Origin of the sequence: Solwaraspora sp. WMMA2101, from assembly GCF_049179175.1 — a bacterium.
Classification (GTDB): Bacteria; Actinomycetota; Actinomycetes; order Mycobacteriales; family Micromonosporaceae; genus Micromonospora_E.
In genome coordinates, this window is the sequence record NZ_JBMHMA010000006.1 from 4,866,890 (window position 1) to 4,883,558 (window position 16,669).

The following is a 16,669-nucleotide window of genomic DNA, read 5'->3' on the forward strand; positions in this document are numbered from 1 at the left end:
CCGATCGTGCGCCGACGCGTCGGACACCCCCGCCGGCCGACGATGGTCATCGTTGCGAACCCCGACCATCGGAAGGCACCTGATGAGCACCCAGATTGACACCGGAACCCGCCGCCCCGCCGCGCTGCGACTGATCATCCTCGGCGTGGTGACCGTCGCGGTGCTGGCCGCTGTCGCGTTCGGCGTCAACTACCTGTGGCAGCAGCAGTTCGGGCCGACCCAGGCGTCAGCCGCCGACTGCCGGCTCGCCCAGCAGTTGCTCGACCAGACGAAGAACCCACCGAGCGAACCGGCCGAGGCCGAGCAGTGGGAACAGGACCTGCGCAAGATTCGCTACGCCCAGTTCGTCGATCAGGGGATCAGCACTGAGGTCGGCCGGTTCATCCACTGGTCCCGGGTCAAGGCGACCGGCGCGGGCGAGCGTCCGACCAAGGAGCAGATCAGCGAGGCGCGCAGTAACGCCGAGGGCCACTGCGCAAGCAGCGGCGTCAAGCTGACCTTCCCTGAGCTGGCCTTCTGAGATGAGTGTCGTCAACACCGCCGTGCCACGTACCCAGCTGCGCGGCATCCTGACCCGACCCGGCCGCCTGCTGCTCACCGGCCTGTCGGTGCTGGTCGCCGCGTTCGTGGTGGCCGGTGCCATGCTCGCCTACGAGATCGTCGCCCGCACCACGCTGGACACCTTCAGCGACACCCCACCCGGTGCCAGCCTGGTGGTCACCGTGAACGGCACCCTGATCGCCGACGAGCAGCGGGCCGCGATCGCCGCGTTCCCGGGCGTCAGCCAGGCCGTCGGCCGCGACGAGGTCCAGCTCGGGGTGGGTGAACCGTCTGCCGGCACGTCGATCCTGCTGGTCACCGACCCCGGCGCCGGACCGCTGGCGCGGACCACGCTGCTCACCGGACGGTACCCGACAGCGGGCGGCGAGATCGCCGTCAACCAGCGCGCCGTCGACCGGCTCGGCATCGCCCCCGGCAGCACCCTTCGGCTGTACGGCGGCGACCCGACCGCCGCGCCGACAACGGCGACGGTGACCGGCGTCGTCGACGGCCCGGACGCCAACTGGGAGCGGGCGTACACGCCGGACACGCTGCTCGCGACGGTGACGACGACCCCGGTCGGCTGGGGTCGGATCGACGTCGCCGCCGCGCCGGGGACCGACGTCGGCGGGCTCTCGGACGAGATCCTCAACTACCTCGACCGGGTCGACCCGCAGCTGTACCCCAGCGCGGCACCCGGCGAATCGAAACGGCTGGCCGAGGCACAGGAGGCCGTGGCCCGCTTCGACCAGGTCTTCGCGCTCGCCGCGATGTTCCTGGCCGTCGCCGTGGTCGCCGCCCTGCTGGTCGCCTCGTCGACGTTCCGCATCGTGTTCGCCCAGCGGATGGGCCAGCTGGCGTTGCTGCGCCTGATCGGCGCCCACCGCCGGCAACTGGTCGTGGCGCTGACCATCGAAGGTGCGCTGGTCGGTCTGCTCGCCGGCACCGTCGGGGTGCTGCTCGCGGTCGGCCTCGGGCTGGCCGCACCGGCGCTCGCCGCCGCGGGCCAGCAGGTCTCCCTGCCCGAGGTGCCGGTCGGAGCCCTGGTGGCGGTCGTCGTCGGGGCGGTCGTGCTGACCGCCGGCGCGGGACTGGTGCCGGCGCTGGCCGCCGCGAACGTACCGCCGCTGCAGGCGTTGCGCAGCGCCGGCACGGTGACCGCCGAGTCGGGAATCAGTGCCGGGCGCCTGCTCGTCGGGCTGCTGCTGGCCGCCGCGTCGGCCGCCACGGTCGCGTCGACCATCTCCCGCGTCTCGGCGCCGGAGGCACCGGATTCGGCCGGGACGCTGCTGGGCATCGTCGGGATCGGCGCCTTCGCGTTCGGTGCGCTCGTCGCACTCGGACCACTGCTGATCCGGCCGGTGCTGGCAGTCGTCGGCTGGCCGCTGCGCAAGCTCAGGCCGGTCGGCACCCTCGCGGTGAGCACGATCGGCGGGGTGCCGCGCCGGGCCGCCGCAGTCTCGGTGGTGGTCGCCCTGGGGGTGGCCCTCGTCGGCGGCGCGGCGGTCGGTGCCGCCAGCCTGCGAGCCTTCACCGACCAGACGATGGCCGCCCGCGCCCCGGCCGATCTGATGGTGGTCGGCAGCGACCAGCCGCTCACCCCGGCGGTCGTCGACCAGTTGCGGGCGATGGCGGAACTCCGCCACGTCACCCCGATGGAGCTGCTCTCGTTCAACATCGACCAGTTCTCGTACACGGCTGTCACCATCGACCTCGACGCGCTGCCCCGGATGGCGGCGCTGGCCGTCGACGACGGCACGTTGACCAACGTCGGGCCGGGGCAGGCGGTGCTCGGGCAGAACCTGGCCGAGGACCTGTCGGCCGACGTCGGCGACCAGATCACCCTGACCGGTGACGCAGGGCAGGTGAGCGTCACCGTCACGGCGGTGCTCGGCGGCCGTGCACCGCTGGACACCGATGTGGTGCTGACCTCGGGCGACCTGGCTCTGCTCGGTGGCACCGACCCCACCGAGACCGGGGTGCTGGCCGACTTCGCCGGCGGCGACCACGGCGCGACAGTGGCCGCCGTACGGCAGCTCGCGGTCGCCAACGGTGCCGACGTGGGGGTGATGGCGGATTACCGGGAGACCGTCGAGTCAGAGGTGTCGTCGCTGTTCCTGATCGCGCTCGGACTGCTTGCCCTGACCGTGGCGATAGCGGTCGTCGGGGTCGGCACCACCACCGCGTTGTCGGTGCTGGAACGCACCCAGGAGGTCGGCCTGCTGCGGGCGCTCGGCCTCAGCCGCCCCCGGCTACGGGCGATGATCCTGCTGGAATCCGGCATGTACGGGATCGTCGGTGCGGTGCTCGGCCTTGCCCTGGGCGTACCGCTGGCCTGGCTGACGATCGAGGCACTGCAGTTGGGCACCCCGCTGGCGCTGCCGGCGGGCCAGCTGCTGGTGATCGTCGCAGCCCTGGGCGCCATCACCGCGCTGGCCGGGCTGTCGCCGGCCCGCCGGGCCGCCCGGGTCAGCCCGGTCGCCGCCATCGGCACCCCGGACTGAGCCCGGTCACGTCGCCACCCGCACCACCTCGCAGTGGTAACCCGACGAGTGGCCCGCTACCAGGTCCACGGTGGCCGTTCCATCCTGGTAGCGCACCTCGAACTCCGCACCGGGGCCACCGTCGGGGGCGGGTACCCGTACCCGGGTCCGCTGGCCCGGTGCCGGCGCGTACAGCCGCAGCGTCACCCCGTCGGCCCAGGGGTAGTCGGGCCGGTCGGTGACCGCCCCGAACGGGATGACCGCGCCGGGCCGGGCCAGCACGGGTACGCTGTCGAACCCGTGCTTCTCGGTGATCCACCCCGGGCCGGTGACCTGGGCGCCGGTCATCAGGTGGGTCCAGGTGCCGGCGGGCAGGTAGTAGGTGACCTGTCCGTCCGCGCTCATCACCGGGGCGACGAGCAGGTCGGGGCCGAGCATGTACTGCCGGTCGAGGTACGCGGTGGCCGGGTCGTCCGGGAACTCCACGATCATCGGCCGCATCACCGGTACGCCGTCGCGGTGGGCCTCCTCGGCCGCCGCCGCCAGGTACGGGATGAGGCTCAGCTTGAGCCGGGTGAAGCGGCGCAGCACGTCGACCGCCTCGTCGTCGTACGCCCACGGCACCCGGTACGAGCCGGAGCCGTGCAGCCGTGAGTGCGAGGAGAGCATCCCGAAGGCGATCCAACGCTTGAAGACGGCCGGGTCCGGCGTGCCCTCGAAGCCGCCGATGTCGTGGCTCCAGTAGCCGAAGCCGGACGCGGCCAGGGACAGGCCGCCGCGCAGCGACTCGGCCATCGCCACGAAGGTGGACTCGCAGTCGCCGCCCCAGTGCACCGGGAACTGCTGGCCGCCGGCGGTCGCCGACCGGGCGAAGAGCACCGCCTCGCCCGGTCCGCGCTCGGCCTCCAGCAGTTCGAAGACGGCCTTGTTGTAGAGGTACGAGTAGTAGTTGTGCATCCGTTGCGGGTCGGATCCGTCGTGCCAGACGACCTCGGTCGGGATGCGTTCGCCGAAGTCGGTCTTGAAGCAGTCCACGCCCATGTCGAGCAGGACCTTCAGCTTGCCCGCGTACCACTGCGCCGCCGCCGGGTTGGTGAAGTCGACGAGCGCCATGCCGGCCTGCCACTTGTCCCACTGCCAGATGGAACCGTCCGGGTTGCGGACCAGGTAGCCGGCCTTGCGGCCCTCCTCGAACAGGTACGACCGTTGGGCGATGTACGGGTTGATCCAGACGCAGACCTTCAGGCCGCGCTCGTGCAGCCGGCGCAGCATCCCCTCAGGGTCGGGGAAGGTCGCCGGGTCCCAGATGAAGTCGACCCAGTGGAACTGCCGCATCCAGAAGCAGTCGAAGTGGAACACCGACAGCGGCAGGTCCCGTTCGGCCATCCCGTCGATGAACTCGGTGACCGTCTTCTCGTCGTACGAGGTGGTGAACGAGGTGGAGAGCCAGAGCCCGTACGACCAGGCCGGCACCCGGGCCGGCCGGCCGGTCAGCGCGGTGTACCGGCGCAGCACGTCCTTGGGGGTGGGTCCGTCGAACAGGTAGTAGGTGAGCGACTGGCCCGGCACGCTGAACTGGGTCTGCGAGACCACTTCGGAGCCGACCTCGAACGACACATGCTCGGGGTGGTCCACGAACACCCCGTAGCCGGCGCCGCTGAGATAGAAGGGCACGTTCTTGTACGCCTGTTCGCTGGCGGTGCCGCCGTCGGCGTTCCAGATGTCGACGGTCTGGCCGTTCTTGACGTACGCCCCGAACCGCTCGCCCAGCCCGTAGATGGTCTCGCCGACGCCCAGCGCCAGCCGTTCGTGCACGTAGGTGTGCCCCTGCGCGTCGGTCACCACGCCGATGCTGCGTTCGGAGGAGGAGGTGACCAGCCGGTCGCCCCGCCGGAAGTCGACCCGCCACGGCCCGGTCAGCGCCACCCGGACGGTCAACTCGCCGGTGGTCAGCTGCGCGCTGAGCCCGGTGACGGTCACCTGCACCGGATGGTCGGTGCGGTCGGCGACCGCGAACCGGGGCTGTTTGGGCAGGCCGCCGGAGTGGTGTCCGATGGTCACCCCGGCCACGCCGGGGGCGGGGGAGAAGAACCGTACGGTGATCACCGGGCGGTTGAGGGTGTCCCCGCGTCCGGTGATCTTCCCGATCGGCGCGAAGACGGTCAGCGCGCGTCCGTCCGGTTCCACCTCCACCGACTCCACCGTGCCGGGGCGCAGCACGCTGACCCCGGGACGCAACTGCCAGTACCCGTCGGTGAACTTCACTTGTCGGCTCCTGCCGTGACGCCGCGCGCGAGGGTGCGCTGGAAGATGACGAAGAAGATGATCGCCGGAAGGATGCTCAGCAGCGCTCCGGCGTTGGTGGTGGGCGCGTCCATCAGCCGGTCGCCCTGCAACGAGGCGAGCGCGACCGGGACGGTCTGGGTCTGGTTGTCGATCAGCATGACCAACGGGATGAGGAACTCGTTCCAGGTCCAGATGAAGAAGAAGACCAGCAGCACCGAGATGGTGGAGCGGATGTTGGGCAGCACCACCCGCCAGAGGATTCGCCAGGTGCCGGCGCCGTCGAGCGCGGCGGCCTCCAGCAGCTGGCGGGGGAAGGTGCCGAGCACCGAGGAGAGCAGGTAGGTGCCGAACGCGGCCTGGATGACGGTGAAGATGATAATCACGGCCAGCCGGGTGTTGTAGAGCCCCGCCTCCTTGGCGAAGTGGTAGAGCGGGTAGACCAGCGCCTCCTGCGGAAGCATGTTGGCCAGCAGGAAGACGCCGACGATCCAGAGCCGGCCACGGACCCGGCCGATGCCGAGCGCGTACGCGCTGAGCAGCGAGACGAGTACGGCGAGGACCGCGACGGAGCCGGAGATGAGGATCGAGTTCCACAACTTGACCGGGTAGTCGACCTGCTCCCAGTAGGTGCGCAGACCGGTGGTGTAGAACTCGGTCGGCCAGGACAGCGGCCCGTTGGTGGAGTAGTCGCCCGGCGCCTTGAAGGCGTTGAGCAGCATGAACGCGAACGGCACCAGCATGACGAGCGCGGCCGCGCCGACGAGGGCGAGCACGATCCAGCGGCTGACCCCACGGTGGTGCCGGTCCGCGGGCCGCCGGGCCCGGCCGGGCCGGCGTACCGGCCGGCGTACGCGGTCGGTGTCGGGCATGGCGGGTACGACGGCCATCAGAGCCCTCCCCGGCGTTCGGCGCGGTGCTGTGCCACGAGGAAGCCCACCGCTATCAGGACGATGATCAGGGTCAGCACCATCGAGATCGCCGATCCGTAGCCGACCTCCAGCCGCTTGAAGAACGTGTAGTAGGCGAAGTAGGACGGCACGTTCGTGGCGTTCTCCGGGCCACCACGGGTCAGCGCGTAGATCGGGCCGAACACCTTCATCGCGGCGATGGTGCAGGTGAGGCCGACCACGAAGGTCTCCGGGCGGATCTGCGCCAGGGTGATCGACCGGAACCGCTGCCACCAGCCGGCACCGTCGATCTCGGCCGCCTCGTACAGTTCCGGGTTGACCCGCTCCAGCGCCGCCATGAAGACGACCACCGGGTAGCCGAGCTGCACCCAGATCATCACGGCCATCACCACCGGCAGTGCGCTGTCCGGGTCGCCGAGCCAGTCGTGCCCCAACGCGCCGAGCCCGACCGCGTCGAGCAGCCCGTTGAGTGCCCCGTCGGGGCGCAGAATCCAGCCCCAGATGATGCCGGCCACCACGACCGGGAGCACCTGCGGCAGGTAGAAGGCGGCGCGCAGCGCGGCGGCGGTGCGGGGACGGAACCGGCGTCCGATGGTGTCGAAGAGCACCGCGGCGAGTACCAGCCCGATCAGGGTGGGCAGCACCACCATCGCGATGATCATCGCTACCGTGTTCTGGAACGAGGTCCAGAAGACGTCGTCGGTGAGCAGGTTCCGGTAGTTGGTCAGGCCGGTGAACCGGGGCTCACCCACGCCGGACCACCTGGTCAGCGAGAGGTAGCCGGTGTAGCCGAGTGGACCGCCGATGACGAGCAGGAACAGCAGCACGCCGGGCAGCAGGTAGAGCCAGTACACGGTCCCGCGTCCGCCGGGCCGGCGCGCGGACCGGCCGCCCCGGGTCGGATTGGTCGGGGTCGGGGGTGACTGGGCCGGGGGTGACGTGGCTGAGGGTGACGCCGTCGTCCGCCCGGCGGCGGTGACGGTCTCGGGAACTGCCATGGGGGTTCCTCCACGGCGGGACGGGCGCACGGTGACCGGATCGACCGGAGTACGCCGGGCGCGCGCCCGTCCCGACCGCCGCTCAGTCGCGCGTGATCTCCGCGACGCCGTCCTGATAGGGCTTGGCGATCGCGTCGAGGACCTCCTCGGGCGACCTGGACTGGTTGATCAGCCCCTGCAGGCCGGAGACCAGCACGTCGTAGTAGCCCGGCACCGGCCAGTCCGGGTAGAAGGCGAGGCCGTCCTGAGCGCTGATGGTGTTGAAGTTCTCGACCAGCTTGCGGTCCTTCTCGTCGCTGATCGTCGCCGGGTCACCGGCCACCGGCACCCCGCCGTTGTTGCCGATCAACGCCTGGATCTCCGGCCGCAGGGTGATGTCGATGAAGTCGTACGCCAGGGTCTTGGCCTTGCTGGACTCCGGGACGACCCAGATGTTGCCCGAGGAGCCGGGGTGCAGGGTGGTGCCGGGGAAGAGGAAGGTGTCCCAGTCGTAGCTGATCTCGCTCTTGAACCGGCCGAACCACCAGCTACCGGAGACGATCATCGGTACGTCGCCGGCGATGAACGCGGTGCCCATGTCCTCGGCCTTGAGGCTGGCCGAGTCGCTGGCGATGTAGCCCTTCTCGACCCACTCGGCGAAGGTCTGGGCGCCGTAGCGCAGCGGGTCGGCCTGGAAGTCGACCGGGTTCTCGTAGAGCTGGTAGTCGTCGACGAAGCCCCGGTCGGCGCGGGAGAGGGCGAGCAGGTAGAAGAGCTGCCCGGCCGGGTACTCGGCACCGGACATGCCCAGCGGGGTGATGCCCGCGTCGACGAAGGTGTCCATCGCGGCGGTCATCTCGGCCAGGGTGGTCGGGACGCTCACCCCGTGCTCGGCGAAGAGCTCCGTGTTGTAGTAGACCATCACGTACTCGCCGTAGTTGGGTACGCCGTACCAGGCGCCCGAACCCATCACCCCGTTGTCGTACCGGGCGGTGGTCTGCAGGCTGGGGCTGAGTGCGGTGTCCCAGCCGCGGGCGGTCGCCTCCTCGGTGAGGTCGGCGAGCAGCCCCTGCGAGGAGAGCAGGCCGGCGGTGGCGTTGCCCTTGTTGTACTCCATGATGTCCGGGCCCTCATCGGAGTTGATGATCATGCCCGCGTTCTGCTGGATCTGCTCGAACGCCTTGCGTTCGAAGCGCACCTCCACCCCGGGGTGCTCCTCCTCGAAGATCTCGATCGCCCGGTCCCAGCCGATGCCCATCGCGCTGTTCTCGCTCTCGTAGTGCCAGAGCTTGAGAACGTTCGCCTCGCCGTCGGCCGTGTCGTCGCCGCAGGCGGTCAGCCCGGTCGCCGTGAGCGCGGCCACCACGACCGCCGTGGCTACTCTGTGAAATCGTCGCATTGCTAATCTCCCTGATGAGTATCTAGCCGGTACTCCTCAAGCCCGTCGCCGCGTGCCAGCGCGGCGGCGGGCTACTTCGGTGTCGGGGGTCGGCGGGTCGCCGCCGGCCCCGTCGTCGCGCGCGGTGTCGCTTCGGGTACGCGGAGACCCGCTGGACCCTCGGATCTCCAACGTGCACGGCAGTAGTTGCTGGTGGACTTCGTCGCTGCCACCGTCGACGTGCCGCAGCAGCGTCTCGATGGCGATCCGGCCCAGTGCCGAGCCGGGTGAGTTCATGGCGGTCAACGCCGGCGTCGCCAGGTCGGCGACCTGGGGCGAGGTGACCATGGAGACGACCGAGACGTCGTCGGGCACGGTCCGGCCCCGGGCGGTCAGCTCGCCGAGCAGGCCGAAGACGGCACTCTCGTTCATGGCGAGAATCGCGGTCAGGTCGGGCGCCAGCCGCAGGGCGGTGGCCAGCGCGGCTCGGCCCCCGGCCGCGCTGTCCTCGGCGAAGGTCGTCAGCGGCGTCAGGCCGTGGTCGGCCATCGCGGCGGTGAACGCGTCGCGGGTCCGCAGCGCCGGGCCGTAGCCTGCGGCAACCGCGTCGGCGGAATGGTTGACGTAGACGATCCGGCGGTGGCCCAGGCCGACCAGGTAGCCGACCGCGTCCCGGACCGTCCGGTCGAAGTCGATATCGACGTACGACAAGCCGGTGGTGTCGGCGGTGCGGCCGATCAACACCTGCGGTACGCCGATCTCCCGCAGCACCTCCACCCGGGGATCGTGCAGCTGCACCTCCATCAGCAGCGCGCCGTCGAGCATCCGCTGGCTGGCGAGACGGCGCAGCTCATCGAGGTCGCCCGCGCCGATGGGCGAGAGCACCAGGTGGTAGCCGGCCGCGCCGGCTGCGGCCGCCGCACCGGTGACGAACGCCGTCTCGGTGGCGCCGAGCCCCCGCTCGTCCATCGGCATCAGCAGGCCGAGGATGCGGCTGCGCCGGCTGGCCAGCCCCCGGGCCATCGCGTTGGGCTGGTAGCCGAGCTGGGCCATGGCGGCCAGCACCTTGTCCCGGGTCGCCGGGGAGATCGGCCGGGTGCCGGTGAGCACGTACGACACCGTGCTGGCCGACACCTGAGCGAGGCGTGCGACGTCCTGCATGGTGGCCATCGGACACCTCCCTGCGTGTCGCGTCGGGCCCGGTTCGCCCGGCCGGTGGCCGGATGGGTGGGCCCCGTGCGCTTCGTCGAATCGCTTCGACGAAGCGGTTCGACAGAACGTAGGCCACGTGTTACGGCCACGTCAATAGGCAATGACAGGTCCGCGTCGGCACCTTCGTCCGTGACTGCCGGCCGACGTCCGCGCTGGCAGCGTGCCTCGGCTGTATGGCTGGCGGCGCTGTTGTGGAGACGGAGGAGGTGCCTCGGTGGCGGTCGTCAAGCGGGGGGCGTCGGCCGATCGTTGTCAACGGTTGCCGGTACCGCTGGACGGTCCGCCGGATGCCGACCTACCACCAGGCCCTGGGCGCCGCTGACGTTTGCGGTAGAACGAGTCGAGCCGTCCGGTTGCGCGATCCCCGTCCTACCGTGCAGGTCGACTCGTCTGTCCCATCCCGGACCAATCGGGCAGAAGGCGATGCTCAGCCAGTCGTGCGGCGGCTAGCTGGACATGTGCGTCGGTGAATAGACGGGCCTTTCGCAGGCTCCATGCCGTAACGCGGCTGGTGAGCTCTGCGACGTCGCCGGTGGGTGGCGGTTGCACGGCCGCGAAATGCACAGTAGCAAGAAGTTCGAGACTGTATGGTGATTCGAAGCCGTCGACGACATCGAGCACCAAATTTAGCTGAGAGAGGTTTTTGGGATTCGTCTTTACTGACTCTTTGGCCGCTTCGTAGCTGCCAGTCAGGGGTCTGATGGGCGCGAATTCAGTTACCCGCGCTGACCTGTCACCGAGGCTGGTGAGGAAGTGGCCTTCCAGCGTGGCCAAGACGCGCGTCAGGCCCTCGGAGTACGGTCCGTAGCGTCCACGGACGAATTTAAGATTGAGCGGTGCGCCAGCGATTTGCAAGAGGTAAGCCAGCTTCTGCACCTCTAGCTCGCTGATGCCATCACGGAATTCCTGCAACCTGGCGCGGTCCAGATACGCACCGACTGCAGCTATCAGCAAGGCACGTAGCTCGGTCAGTTTGGGGCGTGGTGTGGCGTCCGGCATGCTCTCGGGCGGGGGTGCTCCTTCTGGAGCGTATACCACGGCGCGGATCTGGGGCATCCTCCGACATGCATCCTCTATCAGTGGTCGGACCTCGGCCCAGTCCAGGCCGCCGTTCCCGCAGCCAAGCGCCGGGATCGCGATCGAGCGGATCTCGTACCGCGAGACGACATCGACGAGGTCTGCCAGGCCAGCGCGAATGTCTTCCATTTTCGAGGGATTACGCCAGTGCTTCTTTGTCGGGAAGTTTATGATGTATCGCCGAGGGCCGATGATGCCGCGATCGACGAGGAACATTCGACCCAATCGAACCTCGCCACGCTTGCAGGCAGCTTGATAAGAGCGAAAATTCTCGGGGTAGGCGCGTTTGAACTGCAGGGCGATGCCCTTGCCCATCACTCCGACCGTGTTGACCGTGTTGACGAGGGCATCGGTGTCGGCGGTGAGGAGGTTGCCATGGCCATCCTCGATCATCTCCGTCACCCCCCAGGTCGTTGGAATCCGTAGTACCACGCGGGTACGACAGCCACACGTGAAGCTAGGTGATGGTCACCCAGCGTTGCTCGCGCTTGGGCCGCGTGTGCCAAATCGTACGCTGCTACCTGCTGGAACACAGCCAAGGGCACTTCCCTGTGCACCAGGAACTCCGCCATCCGGCGGCGCTGGCGGTCCGGGTCGTCGTCGGTGCTGTTCCAACGCTCTGCGAACATCAGTGGCCAGTCCACCATGCTGTCCAACTCATCGAGGGTAGTCGTGAACGTGGTGGCTGCGTTCGCGGCGTTGCCATCGGTCGCAACCCATGCCAGGCCGGCGTCGACAACGGCCCCGACTGTCGCGGCCAGGTAGACAAGATGACGGTCGCCGCCCGCGTACCGTCCAGGGATGCTGTCACGGTGGTCGCAGGCGATCCGATACATCATGGGCGAACGTGGGGCAAAGTAGAACGGAACGTAATCCCCAACGTATCCACGCGGACCGATTGGAATCTGCCGCCGGCGGCGGGAGTCCTTGATCGCTGGATCACCGACCTCCGTGCGGGTAAGGCCGGCACGGGCGGACACATCGCAGGCCAACCGACCCGTCGCGGCGATGATTGGAAGGTTCTCCACGTGCGTGAAGTGTAAGATCCATCGATCCCGTACGGACGTCGGTGCTGCTGAAGACATCCGTTCCGAACCTCCGCTGATGTGACTGCGAGTACGGGAGTCTATCGGAGGGTGCAGACGGTGCTTGTGCCTGAACTGGACGATGATGGTGTGCCCTCGGGACGAATCGAACGTCCGACCCCGTGATTCGTAGTCACGTGCTCTGTCCACTGAGCTACGAGGGTGTGCCGGTCGGTGCCGCCGGCACTGACCAGTGTCGTGTGCCCGGGGAGAGTCGAACTCCCATGCCTTGCGGCACCGCGTTCTGAGCGCGGCGTGTCTACCGGTTCCACCACGGGCACGTGGCGCGTCGCTGCTGAAGAGGAGTCGCCGGGTACGGGTCCGGCGACGAGTGGCGGGAAGTCATAGAGGGTGCTGGTGCATGCGGCCAGCTGGCAACGGTGGAGTCGGCGATGCGTCGCGTCGTCGCTCAGCCGGTCAACGGCGGCGGTCGGCCACGGCGGCCGACATGGCAAGCTGGCCATGAGGGCGATGCGGCAGACCGAGCGACGCACGTCGCTCTCGCCGCATTTCCGGCTTCCTCATAGCTGCCCCTGTGGCATGCTCGTCCCGATGGCCGTTGCGTGTTGCTGACTCGAACCGTAGGCCTCTCTGGCGGGCGGGTCCACCGATTTTCGCGTTGGGCCGCCTCAGCTCGCCCTGCGCTGCCTGGCCGGGTATTCGGGATCGTCGAGCGGGCCGACAACCCGGCTCGGCCGGGTACTCATGAGGTGACTTGATAGCGAGCCAGCATCGACACGATGGTTTCGATGCGGGCGGTCAGGGCCTCGCCGGACGGGTGACGGATCCGTGCCGAGGTAATCGTGGAGCCGAGGTCGTTGGCCAGCTCCAGGCGGAGTGCGCTGGTGCCGATGAGCGGATAGTCGTACCACCTGTGCGGGTCGTCGGCGTCGGTGGCGTCGAGTCCGGATGCGATGGCGTCCCAGTCCCAGTCGTCGGCCTCGTAGTGAACCAGTTCGGCGAGCGACTCGATCAGGGCGCGGACGTTCGTCGTGAGAACCCAGCCGTCGGTGGTGGCTGATGGGCTCAGCTCGCCGTCGATGCTCATCCGGTGAGGGTAGGCGGGGCGGTCGGAAGCTCGGACCGCACGGCGGCCGACCCCGGAGATCGGGCGGGCGGCGGTCGACGAGGCCGTGCGGCACCTGTTCGGCTGATGGCTGTACGAAGTGTCACTACCTGACCGGGACGATTCCCCGCCGCCGGCCTCGTCCGGGTGGCGCTGGACACGCGGGTCGCGGCCGCCGGGCTCATCTCTTGAAATGACCGCCCCCTGCGGATCTTGCCGGGCTGGGTGCCAATCCATGCCGGTGGACAGGCTGCCGGTACTCGGCTACGCTCGTAGCATGCCGGCTACGAGCGTGATTCCCTCGCGTGACCTGCGCAACCACACTGCGGAGGTCCTACGCCGCGTCGAGGCGGGTGAGGAGATAGAGATTCTGCACAACAATCGACCAGTGGCCAGGCTCGTCCCGCTACACGCCCGCCGCCAATGGATACCGGCAACCGAAATCTTGGCGCGGATCAGCGCGCTTGGGCCTGACCACACCGGCATGAGGGACGAACTGCGAGACACTCTGACCGACACCACCGACGACCTGCCGTGGTAGCGCCACGCCGCGCCGTCGCCGACACGTCGCTGTTCATCGGTCTGGAGGCGCGCCGCTTCGATGATCAGGCACTTGTCGGTCTGGACTTGGGCGTGTCCGTGATCACCCTGGGTGAACTCCGCCTCGGAGTCGTCAGCGCCAGCCACAATCCCGATGCCGCCTCCCGGCGTCTGGCCACCTATGAGCTGGCTAGACAGTTCCAGCCGCTGCCCATCGACGAACGGGTCAGCGACGCGTGGGCGCTGCTGGTGGCGAAACTGCGCGCCGAAGGCCGCAAGGCTCCGATCAACGACAGCTGGATCGCCGCCACAGCATTGGCGCACAACCTCCCGCTGGCCACACAGGACACCGACTACGACGTGATGCCCGGCTTGACCGTGCTCAAAATCTGAGCAACGACAGCACAGGGCTGCTGCCGATGACCGGAGGTGCCCCAGCTGGATGGGCTTTGACCTGCGGTTGTGAGTCCGTGTGAGAGATCAAGTGCGCCCGGTAGGGTTCGAACCTACGACCTTGGGATTAGAAGTCCCCTGCTCTATCCGCTGAGCTACGGGCGCGTGGCGATCTTCGGCTGGCGTGCACATAGTAGTGGCCGCTGGTGGTCGTGACGAGTGGCCACGAAGCCGGCATGGGTGGTGTCGGGAGGTCGGTTCCCTGGTCAGTCGGTCTCCGGTAGGCCTCGGTCGACCGGCCGTCGGGCCTCGACCGGCTGGGCCGGGTCCGGCCCGGTCGGTTCGCTGGTGAAGTACGCCCGCAGCCAGCGGTCCAGCTCGCTGAACAACTCGTCACGGGCCGGTTGGCGGGAGAGGGTCAGGTCGTGCAGGCCGCCGTCGATGCGTACGACGGTGACGTGCCGGCCGAGCCGTGGTGCCCAGCGGGCCATGTGTTCGACGTCGAGGACCGCGTCGGCGAGGGTGGCCGCGTCGTGCCACCGCCGGCTGCGGTAGGAGCGGGACGAGCAGGCCAGCAGGATCGGCGCGGTGATCTGCAGTCCGGCGCGCAACTGCCGTTGGGCGCGTTGGATCGCGGCCAGCCAGCCGGCCCGTACCGGGAAGCCGGCCAGTGGCTTCCACGTCAGGTCGTAGTCCCACTCTCCCCGCTGGGAGGCGTGCACGCTCTGCCCGTACACCCCGGAGAGCCCGACCGGGACGACGCGGTAGGGGGTGCGGTGGGTGAGGCGGCGGACGGCCGCCGCCAGCGGTCGGCGGACCAGCCAGGGGGCGTTGAGGTCGAAGAACGGGCTGTTGAGGAACAGTCCGTCCGGGGCGACGCCCTGGCTGGCACGGGCGTCGGCCCAGATGGTGGCGATCAGGCCACCGGTGGAGTGGCCGTTGACCAGCAGCGTCTCGTTGCCGTCCTGTTCCCGGATGATCCGGGCGGCGGCGTCGAGTTCCGGGAAGTAGTCGCTGAGGTCGCGGCAGAAGTTGGGGGTCTGGTGCGGTAGCAGACTGCGGCCGTACTTGCGCAGGTCGAGGGCGTAGAAGTCCCAGCCGCCACGGACGAAGTGGTCGGCCAGGTGGGTCTGGAAGAAGTAGTCGATGAAGCCGTGCAGGTAGAGCACCGCACGTCCGGCGGGGCGGTCGGCGCGGCGGCGGACCAGGGTCGCGACGACCGGGCCTTCGTCGTCCGGGTCCAGCTCGATGACCTGCTGCTCGTACGGCGGTCCGAGAATGTCAGGCTGCACGGGCTCGACCGTACCGCCGATCGGTTACCTGCGGGTACGGCACGCCCGGTGGCCGGGACGACCCCGTCCGGCCGATGGTGCCGCCACGTCGCCTCCGATAACTTGGAACGGCGTTCCACAAACCAGGGGCGCGGTGACGGGAGGAACCGTGATGAGCGTGGCCCAGGCCATCGAGCCGGTGTCCGGATTCGATTTGCACAGCGTCGCGATCCTGCTGCACCTGTTGCTGTTGACCTTCTGGCTCGGCACCGATCTTGGTGTCTTCTACGCCAGCCGGTTCATCGTGGACCCGACCGTGTCGCCGGCCGGTCGGGCCGTGGCGGCGAAGATCATGCACGTGGTCGACCTGTCGCCCCGGATCTGCCTGGTGCTGATGCTGCCCAGCGGGGTGACCCTGATGGCCGCCAGTGACCTCGGCGCGGACATCTTTGCCGGTTGGCCGCTGGCCGTCGCCTGGCTGATGGGCCTCGGCTGGCTCGCGGTGATGCTCACGGCGTTCCGGGGACCCTCCGGCGGTCTTGCCCAACGGGCGGACGTCCTCGTGCGGATCGGCGTCGCCGCCGTGCTGCTCGCGGCCGCCGGCTACACGCTGGTCGCCAACGCACCGTTCGGAGTGGACAGCAACCCACGGTGGCTCGCCGGTAAGGTCGCCGCGTACGCGTTGTGCATCGTCGGCGGGCTGATGATCCGGGTCACCCTGCGGCCCTTCGGACCGGCGTTCGCCCGGCTGATGTCCGACGGTTCGACACCGTCGACCGAGCGGGCGATCAGCGGTTCGATCGCGCGTGCCGTCCCGTGGGTCTTCTTCGTCTGGGCGATGGTCGTCGTCGCCACCGTCCTCGGCGTGGTCAAGCCGGGCATGCTGCCCGGCTGACCGCCACCGCGCCGCTGACCTGCCCGGCTGACCACCCGCGCGCCGCCCGATCCGCGCCGGCGGCACCACTGCACCGTGGACTCAGGTCGACGGCGTCACCAGCCAGTCGCCGACCCCGTACGGATCAGTGAGCGGCTGCGAGGCGTGCTCGTGCACGATCCGCCACCGGTCGTCGTCGCGGCGCAGCACCCAGGTCAACCGCATCGGCACGCCCCGGTCGTCACCGGCGACGCCCTGCACCGTCATCTTCACGGTGGCGCTCACGCTGGCCAACGCACCCGGCACCCCGGCGGAGTCACCGGCGGTGCCGTGCACCCACGGACCGTCGGTCAGGTCCACCCGGGTCACCGACATCGGTGCGGCGGAGAAGGCCCGCCAGCCCCGGGCCACCGCCGGGTGACCGACGGTCTGCCACCGTGGTCCTTCGACGAAGACGTGCAGGTCGTCGATCCCCGCGTAGCAGTCCACGATCGCGTCGGCGTCACCGGCGACGATCGCCGTCAGCAGTGTGTTCAGTGCACCCAGCGGCGTACCCGGATCGGAGCCGGACCCCATCGT

15 protein-coding genes and 3 tRNA genes are annotated in these 16,669 nt (G+C 69.2%); 5 read left to right on the forward strand and 13 right to left on the reverse strand.

Features of this window, described 5'->3' with window-relative positions; translation table 11 throughout:
• The first annotated feature begins 82 nt into the window (after positions 1–82).
• Together ACN28F_RS23165 and ACN28F_RS23170 are read left to right on the forward strand one after the other, a co-directional pair.
• Positions 83–520 carry a hypothetical protein gene (locus tag ACN28F_RS23165; RefSeq protein WP_289209999.1) on the forward strand — a complete coding sequence of 146 codons (438 nt, stop codon included), beginning with the start codon at positions 83–85 and terminating at the stop codon, positions 518–520.
• Between the two features lies 1 nt (position 521).
• On the forward strand, positions 522–3,044 hold the full coding sequence (locus ACN28F_RS23170) for an ABC transporter permease (protein WP_421359689.1): 2,523 nt from the start codon (positions 522–524) through the stop codon (positions 3,042–3,044).
• A 6-nt stretch (positions 3,045–3,050) separates the two neighbouring features.
• Here ACN28F_RS23170 and yicI read toward each other — a convergent pair whose 3' ends face one another.
• The 10 genes from yicI to ACN28F_RS23220 all read right to left on the reverse strand — a co-directional run bounded on the left by yicI (position 3,051) and on the right by ACN28F_RS23220 (position 12,994).
• On the reverse strand, positions 3,051–5,288 hold the full coding sequence (yicI, locus tag ACN28F_RS23175) for an alpha-xylosidase (protein ID WP_289210001.1): 2,238 nt from the start codon (positions 5,286–5,288) through the stop codon (positions 3,051–3,053).
• Complete coding sequence (locus ACN28F_RS23180; protein WP_289210002.1) at positions 5,285–6,196, reverse strand: carbohydrate ABC transporter permease; 912 nt, start codon at positions 6,194–6,196, stop codon at positions 5,285–5,287. Before ACN28F_RS23180 ends, yicI begins: the two co-directional genes overlap by 4 nt.
• Entirely contained in the window at positions 6,196–7,215 is a 1,020-nt protein-coding gene (locus tag ACN28F_RS23185; RefSeq protein ID WP_289210003.1) for a carbohydrate ABC transporter permease, read from the reverse strand. Before ACN28F_RS23185 ends, ACN28F_RS23180 begins: the two co-directional genes overlap by 1 nt.
• An 82-nt stretch (positions 7,216–7,297) precedes the next feature.
• Positions 7,298–8,593: an ABC transporter substrate-binding protein gene (locus ACN28F_RS23190; RefSeq protein WP_289210004.1), complete on the reverse strand. Its 1,296-nt coding sequence runs from the start codon at positions 8,591–8,593 to the stop codon at positions 7,298–7,300.
• Between the two features lie 36 nt (positions 8,594–8,629).
• Positions 8,630–9,742, reverse strand: a complete 1,113-nt coding sequence (locus ACN28F_RS23195; protein ID WP_289210005.1) for a LacI family DNA-binding transcriptional regulator — start codon at positions 9,740–9,742, stop codon at positions 8,630–8,632.
• A 411-nt stretch (positions 9,743–10,153) separates the two neighbouring features.
• Positions 10,154–11,254, reverse strand: coding sequence for a type II toxin-antitoxin system antitoxin DNA ADP-ribosyl glycohydrolase DarG (darG, locus tag ACN28F_RS23200; protein WP_289210865.1), 1,101 nt, complete (start codon positions 11,252–11,254; stop codon positions 10,154–10,156).
• A gap of 5 nt (positions 11,255–11,259) precedes the next feature.
• The gene (gene darT, locus ACN28F_RS23205; protein WP_421359693.1) at positions 11,260–11,946 is read right to left on the reverse strand and encodes a type II toxin-antitoxin system toxin DNA ADP-ribosyl transferase DarT; all 687 of its coding nucleotides are present in this window, start codon (positions 11,944–11,946) and stop codon (positions 11,260–11,262) included.
• A gap of 91 nt (positions 11,947–12,037) precedes the next feature.
• A tRNA-Arg gene (locus ACN28F_RS23210) sits at positions 12,038–12,109 on the reverse strand.
• A 36-nt stretch (positions 12,110–12,145) separates the two neighbouring features.
• A tRNA-Leu gene (locus ACN28F_RS23215) sits at positions 12,146–12,227 on the reverse strand.
• A gap of 422 nt (positions 12,228–12,649) precedes the next feature.
• Positions 12,650–12,994, reverse strand: coding sequence for a hypothetical protein (locus ACN28F_RS23220; protein WP_289210007.1), 345 nt, complete (start codon positions 12,992–12,994; stop codon positions 12,650–12,652).
• A gap of 295 nt (positions 12,995–13,289) precedes the next feature.
• Between ACN28F_RS23220 and ACN28F_RS23225 the strand changes: the two genes are divergently transcribed.
• The gene (locus ACN28F_RS23225) at positions 13,290–13,553 is read left to right on the forward strand and encodes a type II toxin-antitoxin system Phd/YefM family antitoxin (RefSeq protein WP_353850527.1); all 264 of its coding nucleotides are present in this window, start codon (positions 13,290–13,292) and stop codon (positions 13,551–13,553) included.
• Positions 13,547–13,945, forward strand: coding sequence for a type II toxin-antitoxin system VapC family toxin (locus ACN28F_RS23230; protein WP_289210008.1), 399 nt, complete (start codon positions 13,547–13,549; stop codon positions 13,943–13,945). Before ACN28F_RS23225 ends, ACN28F_RS23230 begins: the two co-directional genes overlap by 7 nt.
• Before the next feature lie 92 nt (positions 13,946–14,037).
• Here ACN28F_RS23230 and ACN28F_RS23235 read toward each other — a convergent pair.
• A tRNA-Arg gene (locus tag ACN28F_RS23235) sits at positions 14,038–14,110 on the reverse strand.
• A 101-nt stretch (positions 14,111–14,211) separates the two neighbouring features.
• On the reverse strand, positions 14,212–15,237 hold the full coding sequence (locus ACN28F_RS23240; protein ID WP_421359696.1) for an alpha/beta hydrolase: 1,026 nt from the start codon (positions 15,235–15,237) through the stop codon (positions 14,212–14,214).
• A gap of 151 nt (positions 15,238–15,388) precedes the next feature.
• On the opposite strand from ACN28F_RS23240, the gene ACN28F_RS23245 reads away from it, so the two are divergent.
• On the forward strand, positions 15,389–16,111 hold the full coding sequence (locus ACN28F_RS23245; protein ID WP_289210010.1) for a hypothetical protein: 723 nt from the start codon (positions 15,389–15,391) through the stop codon (positions 16,109–16,111).
• A gap of 81 nt (positions 16,112–16,192) precedes the next feature.
• Here the strand turns inward: ACN28F_RS23245 and ACN28F_RS23250 are convergent, their stop codons facing one another.
• Positions 16,193–16,666: a YybH family protein gene (locus ACN28F_RS23250; RefSeq protein WP_421359698.1), complete on the reverse strand. Its 474-nt coding sequence runs from the start codon at positions 16,664–16,666 to the stop codon at positions 16,193–16,195.
• Between the last annotated feature and the right edge of the window lie 3 nt (positions 16,667–16,669).